The sequence below is a fragment of the Pseudomonas sp. B6001 genome (assembly GCF_013386015.1).
GTDB lineage: Bacteria > Pseudomonadota > Gammaproteobacteria > Pseudomonadales > Pseudomonadaceae > Aquipseudomonas.
The window spans coordinates 160,645-167,173 of sequence record NZ_JACAOX010000014.1; the positions used below are offsets into that span (position 1 = coordinate 160,645).

Below are 6,529 nucleotides of genomic sequence, written 5' to 3' on the forward strand. Positions count from 1 at the left end.
TGCGTTGATCAGTAACCCACGCCACGCACCCCACCCGAAACGCGAATGGATTCGCCGGTGACCCAATGGGCGTCGTCGGACGCCAGGAACACCGCAACCGGCGCGATATCATCCGGCTCGCCAAAGCGCCCCAGCGGCGTGCCGGCGATAAGCTGCTGGCCAAATTCACCGGCAAAATTGCCGGCGGTGGCCGGCGTATTTGTATGCCCCGGAAGGATCGAATTGACCCGGATCCCCTTCGGCCCCAGTTCACGCGCCAAGGCGAAGGTCAGCGTATCCACCGCGCCTTTGGTCGCCGAGTAGACGCTGGAGGCCAGGTAGGGATCGGTGCTGAGGATCGAGCTGATATTAATGATGCTGCCCCCTTGGCCAAACAACTTGACGGCTTCCCGAGCAGCCAGGAGATACCCCAGTACATTGAGGTTGAACTGGCGATGGAACGCCTCTTCGGTCAAGTCCTCGATCATCTGGAACACCGCGACACCGGCATTATTGACCAGGATGTCCAGGCGACCATATTCGCTTCTGATGGTGTCGAATAGTTGAATCACGTCGGCTGCCAGGCTCATGTCGGCCCGAACACTCATTGCGTTGCCGCCGTCGGCCTGGATCTGCGCCACCACCCCATCGGCCTCGGCTTTGCTGGATGAATAGTTGACCACCACCGTGGCCCCCGCTGCGCCCAGTGCCTTTGCGATACCTGCGCCGATGCCTTTTGAGGCGCCGGTAACAACTGCGATTTTTCCGTCGAGCTTCATGATGTGACCTTCCAAAGGATAAGTGATACCGCTTGCCTACAGTATTCAGGCCGCAGCGGATGCAGCGGTTGCCGGTTCTTCTCCCGTGCTTGCCTATTCTTCTCGCCTGGCTTGCGTTGCCCGGCGGCGTGCCTCATGTTCAACGCCATGAACAATCAACTCGATGAACTGCGCAGCCTGGTCATGCGTGCTGGCAACCAATGGACTGATACCGGCTTGCCGCGTGTGACGATGGTGCGGGCCGAAGCCTGTGCCGATCAGGTCTACCAGCCGATGCTGCACCTGGTCCTGCAAGGTTCGAAGACCTTGTGGATAGGTGACCAGGAGCAAACCTACGGGCCCGCCAGCTATTTCGTGGTGCCCGTCGAGGTACCCGCCACCGGCCAGATTCACCCCTGCGCCCCGGGGCTGCCTTATCTGGCTCTGAGCCTGACCCTGGACCACAACGTGATCGCCACGCTATTGGCCGACGAGATCGAAACCGGCGAGCGCACGACCGACAGTTGCTTTGCCGCCGTACCTGCACCCGCCGAGCTGATCGATGCCTGGCTGCGCATGCTGCGGCTGATGGACCGGCCCAGCGAAGTTGCGGTATTGGCGCCGATGATCGAGCGGGAGATTCTGTTTCGGGTCTTGCAGGGCCCGCTACGGGCAACGTTACTGGACATGGCCCGTCCCGACGGCCGCCTGGCGCAGATCCGCCGCGCGACCGAGTGGATTCGCCAGCATTTCAATCAACCCTTTCGCGTTGAGCCATTGGCCGCCATGTCCGACATGAGCGTCGCGGCGTTCTATCGGCACTTCAAAGCCATTACGGCCATGACCCCGATTCAGTACCAGAAACGCCTGCGCCTGCTCAGGGCACGCTGGTTGCTGCTGTTCGACACCAAGGATGCAGCGTCGATTGCATTCAGCGTCGGTTATGAAAGCGCCTCACAGTTCAGCCGCGAATATGCCCGGCTATTTGGCTTGCCGCCGGGGCGTGATGCCGCCAGGTTCAAGGCGCCTGGCGGGTGACGAGGGTCCGGTGATTGGCTTACACGTCAATAATCGTGGTACCCGCGATGGTTTCGGCAAACCCCATACCCAACACTCGCCCCGGCGTTGCGAACCCCGGTTGGCGTTCACCGGCCAACACCCGGCGTGCCGCCTCCACCGCCGCCAATGGCGTGTAGGTGTAGCCGTTGACGGTCTCGATCACCGAGCGCACCACCCGGCCATCGGCCCCTGTGACTTCTGCCACTGCCCGGGCACGATGGGCCTCACGCTGTTGAAGACTGGGGCCGTCGGGCAGTTGTGACAGGTCACCCTCGGGAAACGCATCGCCGCTGATGTGCACGAACATGGCGATATTCGGGATGCCCGTGGAATGCCACGCCGTCACCAAATCACCAAAGGACAGCGGCGCACACAGTACCGGGCCATCGCCAAAATCCATGAACTGCGGTTGTGCATCCGGGGTAGCGATGAGCTGCCCGTCCACCCGCACCAGGAGCCCCGCACCGATGATTTCACCCACGCTCAAGGCCGAGCCCCGGGACATGGGACCGGCGACCTGCAGCGCGACTTTCAGCGACTGCGGGTTCTGAACACGGCGCGCCACATGCATCGCCAGACAATCCGTCGGCACCACGTCCCAGCCAACCCCGGGCAACAGCATGACGCCTGCCTCAGCTGCACGCGCGCCCAGTTGCCTTGCCAAGCGGTAAACGTTGATTTCGGCGGTGATGTCCAGGTAGTCGACGCCTGCTGCAATACACGCCTGCATCAGCGCGCCCGCCGTCTGCGCAAACGGCCCCGCGAAGTTCAACAGCACGTCGATGCCATCCAGGGCGTCCGTTTCCAGGGTGTCCGGGCTGAATACTCGGTACGGCACACCCAGTTGCGCAGCCAGCGGTTCCAGCCGTTGGCGGTTGCGCCCGGCGATCACCAGGTCCAGCCCGTGTGCCTTGGCGTTTTCGGCCGCCATGCGTCCGGTGTAGCCCGTGGCGCCGTAGATCATTAAGGTTTTCATTGGACGTGCTGCCAGTTCTTGTAGACAAATTCCAGGCTGTAGCCGTCAGGGTCCAGCACGTTGGCCGCGTAGTAGTTCGGGTCATAGTGCAATCGTGCCCCAGGGGCTCCATTGTCGACGGCGCCCGCGTTCATCGCCGCCAGGTAAGCCGCATCGACCTCGACCCGGCTGCCGGCGACGAACCCCACATGCACCGCCCTGCCCTCGACCGCGCCCTCGCGCAACCAGAAGAAGATCCGCCCGTTCGCGCCGAACCCCTTGAGGTCCGGGTGGCCCGGCGGGCCGTCCTTGCCGTCGTAGTCGTGGCGCGTGGTGATGCCCAGCGGCGCCAGTGCGGCCTGGTAGAAATCGATGGAGCGTTGAATGTCGCTGACCGACAAAAAGATATGATCCAGCATGCTGTCGCCTCGCTCTTCAGATGATGTAGCCGCCCGCGACCTCGATCGTCTGGGCATTGATCCAGCGGCCTTCGTCAGACAGCAACATGGCGATCACACGCGCCACGTCCTCTGGCTCCCCAACCCGACCAAGGGCGGTTTGTGCAGCCAGCAGCGCTTCGAACTCATCATTGAGCCCGCCGCCCAGTTCGGTGCGGATGGCTCCCGGAGAGACGGCATTTGCACGGATATGCCGCTCGCCAAACTCCTTGGCCATGTAACGGGTGAGTACATCCAGCGCGCCCTTGAAGGCTGCGTAAGGTGCTACGCCAGCGGTGGAGACGCGAGTTGTCGCGCTGGTGAGGTTGACGATGCAGGCGTGGGCTTGCAGCAGCGACAACAGGGTTTGAGTCAGGAAAAACGGCCCTTTGAGGTGCACATTCAGCAGGCCGTCGAACTGAGCCACGGTGACCGATTCCATGGGATTGAACAGTCCATAACCGGCGTTATTCACCAGGCCATTCAACCCACTCACACCCCAGGTGGCCGATAACGCCTGCTTTACCGCCTCGCCAAAACCTTGGAAGGAACTGATGTCGGCCACGTCCAATGGCAGCGCGACCGCCTTGCCGCCCGCCGATACGATCCGCTGCACAACCGCCTGGGCGGCCTCTGGATGATTGTTGTAGGTCAGGATCACGCCCATGCCTTGCCGGGCACACAGTTCTGCGGTGCTGGCACCAATGCCACGGCTGCCGCCGGTAATGAGGATAACGCCCATGTGTGGCTCCACTGCTTGCTCAAATGAGTCACCACAGTAGGCTTGCGCGCCTGCGCCGACGCAGCCGTTCCTGCTCGAAACCTGCCTGTTTCTGCTTTTTGCTTGCACAGGGCACACCTGGGCGCTCAGCATGCCCGGCATGAACACACAACTGATCGAACTGCGTACCCTGGCCGCCAAGGCTGAAAACCGCCGCACTGAAACCGGCATCCCGCGAGTGGCCATGGTCCAGGGCGCGATTCCCGAGCACATGCTGGCCGCGGTGTACGACCCGATGATCAACCTGATCCTGCAGGGCAGCAAATCCATGACGGTGGGTGATCGCACGCTGCGATACGACCCGGCGACCTATTTCGTGATGTCCATCGAACTGCCCGCCGTGGGCACCGTGCACCCGGCGGTGACCGGCGAACCCTACCTGGCGGTCAGCCTGACCCTCGACCCGACGGTACTCGCGACGCTACTGAGCGACTTGCCCAAACCTGCCGGGCGCTACGACCACGATGCGGGTTTTTCCGTGGCCGCCGTCACCCCCGAACTGATGGACGCCTGGCTGCGCATGCTGCGGCTGATGGGCAACCCTGAGGCGATCACAGCCCTCGCACCGGTATACGAGCGCGAGATCCTCTACCGCGTATTGCAAGGCCCCCACGGCTGGATGCTGCGTGAAATCGCCGCGCCGGACACCGCCATGGCCCGGGTGAGCCAGGCCATCCAGTGGATCCGCCGAGACTTCGCCGAACCGATCCGGGTCGAAGCCCTGGCACAGAAAGCCGCAATGAGCGTGTCGGCCTTTCACCGCCACTTCAAGGCCGTCACCAACCTGAGCCCGTTGCAGTACCAGAAGCGCGTGCGCCTGCTACAGGCGCGCACGCTGATGGTGGGCGGCGCCAGGAACGTCACCAGCGCCGCCTTCGAAGTCGGCTATGAAAGCGCCACTCAGTTCAGCCGCGATTACGCCCGGGTGTTCGGCCTGCCGCCGGCTCGCGATGCCGCGCGAATCCTCGGAGAAAACCGGAGCCCGAAGGCACGCTGACCACAACGTGCTAGCCTGCCATCGCACGCCCCCACGACAAGGAGTTGCCGATGGCCGAGCCAAGCAAAAAGATGAGCCTGATGGGCCTGACCACCCTGGTGGCGATCAACATGATGGGCTCGGGCATCATCATGCTGCCCGCCAGCATGGCGCAATTGGGTGCGATTTCGCTGCTGTCGTGGCTGATCACCGCCGTGGGCTCGATGGCGATCGCGTACTGTTTTGCCCAGTGCGGCCTCTTCTGCACCCGCACCGGCGGCATGTCGGCCTACACCGAAGAGGCCCACGGCAAGTCCGGGTTCTTCCTGTGTTCGTTCCTGTATTTCCTGTCGCTGATCATCGCCAATGTGGCGATTGCGATTTCGGCGGTGGGCTACCTGTCGTCCTTCATCCCGTGGCTGGGCAGCGGCCCCATCCCCTTATTCATCGGCACCCTCGGGCTGATCTGGCTGACTACCGTGGCCAACTTCGGCGGGCCGCGCCTGACCGGGCGGATCGGCGTGATCACGGTGTGGGGCGTGATCATTCCCGTGGCGGGCTTGAGCGTGATCGGCTGGTTCTATTTCAAGACGGAGGTGTTCAGCGATGCCTGGAACCCCAACCAACTGCAACTGTGGGATGCGATTGGCGCGAGTATCCCGCTGACCCTCTGGGCCTTCCTCGGCATGGAGTCCGCGGCCCAGGGCTATGACGCGGTGGAAGACCCCAAGCGCACCGTGCCGCTGGCCTGCCTGCTGGGCACCCTCGGCGCGGCGCTGGTGTATGTGCTGTCCACCAGCGTGATCCAGGGCATCGTGCCTAACGCCGAACTGGCCGAGTCTTCCGCGCCGTTTGCCCTGGTGTATGCGCAGATCTTCACGCCGCTGGTGGGCGATATCATCATGGCCCTGGCGGTAGTGGCGTGCATCGGCTCGCTGCTGGGCTGGCAATTCACCCTGGCGCAAACGGCCAAGATGTCGGCGGACCAGCGTCTGTTTCCGCGCTTCTTCAGCCGGGTCAGCCGCGCCCACGCGCCGGTGTTGGGGCTGATTGCCTGCGCGGCGTTGCAGAGCTTGATTGCCTTGTCGACCATCTCGCCCACAGCCAGTGCGCAGTTCGGCAAGTTGGTGAACCTGGCGGTGGTGACCAATTTGATTCCTTACGTCACCGCGCTGACCGGGCTGCTGGTGATGATGCACAAAGCGCGGGTGGCGGCCTCGATTTATGCACGCAATACCACGGTGTTGCTGATTGCCGTGGGGTATTCGCTGTATGCGATTTATGCGTGTGGTGAGGAGGCGGTGTTTGGTGCGACGCTGGTGTTGGCGTTTGGGTATCTGTTGTATGGATTTTTGGCGCGGCGGTTTATCACGGCCGGTGGTGGGTGAATATCCGTTATTTTGGTGATGGCTGAGATTGGTTCCGCTCTTACAGCGGCTCACTTTTGAAAAGCGCAAAAGTAAGCAAAACGCTCTTGCCCCACCACTCGGCTCCTCGCTTAGGCTCGGAGTGCCTAAGATCAAAATCAAAAGCTAAAGCGGGCACGGTTCAAATGTGGGAGCTGGCTTGTCGGGTCGCCGCATC

General features: G+C 62.6%; 7 protein-coding genes. 3 read left to right on the forward strand and 4 right to left on the reverse strand.

Annotated elements, in window-relative coordinates; all coding sequences use genetic code 11:
- Positions 1–8: 8 nt before the first annotated feature.
- Positions 9–758, reverse strand: a complete 750-nt coding sequence (locus HX821_RS15920; RefSeq protein WP_177022737.1) for an SDR family NAD(P)-dependent oxidoreductase — start codon at positions 756–758, stop codon at positions 9–11.
- A gap of 147 nt (positions 759–905) precedes the next feature.
- Between HX821_RS15920 and HX821_RS15925 the strand changes: the two genes are divergently transcribed.
- Positions 906–1,775 carry an AraC family transcriptional regulator gene (locus tag HX821_RS15925; protein WP_177022736.1) on the forward strand — a complete coding sequence of 290 codons (870 nt, stop codon included), beginning with the start codon at positions 906–908 and terminating at the stop codon, positions 1,773–1,775.
- Between the two features lie 19 nt (positions 1,776–1,794).
- Here HX821_RS15925 and HX821_RS15930 read toward each other — a convergent pair whose 3' ends face one another.
- From HX821_RS15930 to HX821_RS15940, 3 genes are read right to left on the reverse strand one after another with little or no spacing between them, the layout of a single operon-like run.
- Positions 1,795–2,772, reverse strand: a complete 978-nt coding sequence (locus HX821_RS15930) for a trans-acting enoyl reductase family protein (protein WP_177019462.1) — start codon at positions 2,770–2,772, stop codon at positions 1,795–1,797.
- Entirely contained in the window at positions 2,769–3,170 is a 402-nt protein-coding gene (locus tag HX821_RS15935; RefSeq protein ID WP_177036027.1) for a VOC family protein, read from the reverse strand. Before HX821_RS15935 ends, HX821_RS15930 begins: the two co-directional genes overlap by 4 nt.
- A gap of 16 nt (positions 3,171–3,186) precedes the next feature.
- Positions 3,187–3,930 carry an SDR family NAD(P)-dependent oxidoreductase gene (locus HX821_RS15940; protein ID WP_177036028.1) on the reverse strand — a complete coding sequence of 248 codons (744 nt, stop codon included), beginning with the start codon at positions 3,928–3,930 and terminating at the stop codon, positions 3,187–3,189.
- A 139-nt stretch (positions 3,931–4,069) separates the two neighbouring features.
- Here HX821_RS15940 and HX821_RS15945 point away from each other — a divergent pair, with 139 nt between their 5' ends.
- Positions 4,070–4,966, forward strand: coding sequence for an AraC family transcriptional regulator (locus HX821_RS15945; RefSeq protein WP_174717787.1), 897 nt, complete (start codon positions 4,070–4,072; stop codon positions 4,964–4,966).
- A gap of 50 nt (positions 4,967–5,016) precedes the next feature.
- Entirely contained in the window at positions 5,017–6,333 is a 1,317-nt protein-coding gene (gene potE, locus HX821_RS15950) for a putrescine-ornithine antiporter (protein ID WP_003207951.1), read from the forward strand.
- Positions 6,334–6,529: the final 196 nt, after the last annotated feature.

Excerpts from the sequence above, each read along its gene's own strand:
- HX821_RS15920 (WP_177022737.1), bottom strand. The coding sequence starts at position 758 with ATGAAGCTCGACGGAAAAATCGCAGTTGTTACCGGCGCCTCAAAAGGC.
- HX821_RS15925 (WP_177022736.1), top strand. The coding sequence starts at position 906 with ATGAACAATCAACTCGATGAACTGCGCAGCCTGGTCATGCGTGCTGGC.
- HX821_RS15930 (WP_177019462.1), bottom strand. The coding sequence starts at position 2,772 with ATGAAAACCTTAATGATCTACGGCGCCACGGGCTACACCGGACGCATG.
- HX821_RS15935 (WP_177036027.1), bottom strand. The coding sequence starts at position 3,170 with ATGCTGGATCATATCTTTTTGTCGGTCAGCGACATTCAACGCTCCATC.
- HX821_RS15940 (WP_177036028.1), bottom strand. The coding sequence starts at position 3,930 with ATGGGCGTTATCCTCATTACCGGCGGCAGCCGTGGCATTGGTGCCAGC.
- HX821_RS15945 (WP_174717787.1), top strand. The coding sequence starts at position 4,070 with ATGAACACACAACTGATCGAACTGCGTACCCTGGCCGCCAAGGCTGAA.
- potE (WP_003207951.1), top strand. The coding sequence starts at position 5,017 with ATGGCCGAGCCAAGCAAAAAGATGAGCCTGATGGGCCTGACCACCCTG.